The sequence below is a fragment of the Bartonella sp. AP57NXGY genome, assembly GCF_042195805.1.
In the GTDB taxonomy this organism is placed as follows: Bacteria; Pseudomonadota; Alphaproteobacteria; order Rhizobiales; family Rhizobiaceae; genus Bartonella.
Map to the genome: position 1 here is coordinate 1 of NZ_JBHIOZ010000192.1, position 2,256 is coordinate 2,256.

General features: G+C 37.7%; 2 protein-coding genes and 2 pseudogenes. 3 read left to right on the forward strand and 1 reads right to left on the reverse strand.

The annotated features are described in order from the left end of the window. Nucleotides 1-126, forward strand: a pseudogene (locus tag ACFIL8_RS09320) (major capsid protein); the annotation flags it as partial. Nucleotide 127: 1 nt separating this feature from the next. Continuing rightward, entirely contained in the window at nt 128-484 is a 357-nt protein-coding gene (locus ACFIL8_RS09325; RefSeq protein WP_375689555.1) for a hypothetical protein, read from the forward strand. 27 nt (nt 485-511) lie between these two features. Here ACFIL8_RS09325 and ACFIL8_RS09330 read toward each other — a convergent pair whose 3' ends face one another. Next, nucleotides 512-1,597 carry a hypothetical protein gene (locus tag ACFIL8_RS09330; RefSeq protein WP_375621835.1) on the reverse strand — a complete coding sequence of 362 codons (1,086 nt, stop codon included), beginning with the start codon at nt 1,595-1,597 and terminating at the stop codon, nt 512-514. 381 nt (nt 1,598-1,978) lie between these two features. Between ACFIL8_RS09330 and ACFIL8_RS09335 the strand changes: the two are divergent. Beyond that, nucleotides 1,979-2,194: pseudogene (locus ACFIL8_RS09335) on the forward strand (antA/AntB antirepressor family protein); the annotation flags it as partial. Between the last annotated feature and the right edge of the window lie 62 nt (nt 2,195-2,256).

Sequence of the window (2,256 nt, forward strand, 5' to 3'; positions counted from 1 at the left end):
CTCTACACGATGCTTATCGTCGACCACGACCGTAATGCATGGGTAAAACCGGAGGTCTATAGCTATCCGCTTTACATCTGTACACGCCCTGAAATGCTGTTTAAAGCAGTGATTGGAGCGAAATAACATGCGGTGGAACGGGCTGCTAAACCAAATGGTTAAAGATGTGCGCAACACTTTTGGGCAGCCCATCATCTACACGCGAAAAGACAACCAGCAATCTTTTCGTATCACAGCGATTTACGGCATTAAACATTCGGAATCGGAAGCCGGTGGCAGAATCTCTACCACAATTGCAAGAAAGGAACTTGATCTTTGTATCAATGATATCGGGGGAATACCACCAAAACCTCAAGATAGTATTGTGGTCCTCTCTCCTGAAAACAACAAAGCCCCCTCTTCTCAGGAGCATTTCATTGTGATAGATGTCCAAGCCTCTGAATCCGGTATGTATAAGCTTATCTTGCGGGAGCTAAAACAATGAAACATCTTTGTCTTGTGTGTTTAAAAGTCAATAAGGCTGCCCAAGAACCCGGATTACTGCTGCAAACCTTGGATTTGGAATAGCACTAAATCGGTAATTCCATGGTGCGCCGGTACGGTGACTGATGTGACATCCTTGGTATGTTATAGTTACTGATGCAATTCTTGCCCAAGTAGTCCTTTCATTATCTTCAGGGCTTTCAAATACAATAGCTTGATTTGTTACTAAAAGACGTCCTAAAATTGGAGTATTTTCGCCAATATCAAAGGTAACGCGTTCTTGAACTCCCAACAGTTTTTCATTTTGTACTAAACGATAATCATATTCACTTGCGTCAAGTTCTTGAAACATTTCACATGCTTCCTCAAAATTAGAGGGAGGAATATCTGATTGCCACAGAGCAACTTCTTGCTCAAAGCTTTTTTCCTTTTTTGTCTCACGATAGGCAATAATAACAAAAATTAAAACAATAAAAATGGGTACTAATAACCATGGCGTAATAGTTACTGTTACCACAATGCCTCCAATCAGTAGAGCACAAAGAAGAACGATCTGTACCCTCTTTTCTAACCGTTTTTTTTCAAGTTCCGGCGACATTTTATTAACAACTGATAAATCAGAAGAAGGATGGATATGCGGGGGAGGCATTAAAACCTGCTCTGAAACTTTTTCTTTAAAACGTTTGTTGCGTTTATCTTGCCAATGAACAAAAATAGACAATGCAATAAATGCAAAGAAAATTAACCTGAACCATCCCCAAAAACCTAGACCATCATTTTCGTCTGACTTTTTATCTTGAACATGGATACTTTGCTTATCAGTATTCTCAGGTAGTGCCTTTGTCACGCTTTCATTTTGAGTAGCAACATCTATTAATAAAGTCGAGGAGGAGGAAAAAATTTCATTATTGTACGCAACTTGATCTGGTTTGATTTTGTGAAAAAAAAACGCACCTAATATTGCAGAGCCGAGAAATAATAAGACTCCAATGCCAAGGGTTTTCAATCCATTTTTGCACCATTTTTTTATACACACTAAAACAAGTCCGACAACCATCACCGGTAACGACAACAAACATACGATCATCGCAATTGTATCAAGTATGTCGAGCATTATTGTCCCCTCCACTATAAATAAAAAACTAAGCTGGAAAATCTAAAGTGAGTCGACAAATAAAGTAAATATGTGCTTATGATTTTTAGAAAAAAGTGATATTATTATAGGAGTATGAATAATCGAAACAGGAACCTAACGAACACCTTAAATACTAAGCAGATAAGCTACCGAGATAGTTTATTTTCGCACATTAAAGACTTTGACTCATTGTATGCTACGTGCATATAGTGATTTTGTGGGGTGTGGTTATGCTATAACACACCTTCATAGGAAAGCATAACGACGGACTTACTACCGTGTTTTTCAGTGCTCGGCACTTTCTAATTAAAGAGTCAATGAAAAACGTCTAAGTAGTAAGGAGTTCACCATGAATACTCTATAGAAATTAAAGAACAAACTATTGGCCAAGTAAACAGTTCAAACTGTTAACGCACGTGAATTATATTGCGTTTTTGGAAATAAAGTCTGAATTTAGAAAACGGTGGAAAAGAAAAAGAATACCACATTACATTAGACATGGCTAAACATCTTTCGATTATAGAGCGTAATGACAAAGGGCATGAGGCACGTCAATACTTTAACAAGTGTTCAAGGCATTGATTTATAATCATAATCTAGCGTTATTCATATTGAATGAGAACCCTGAATAACGTAAG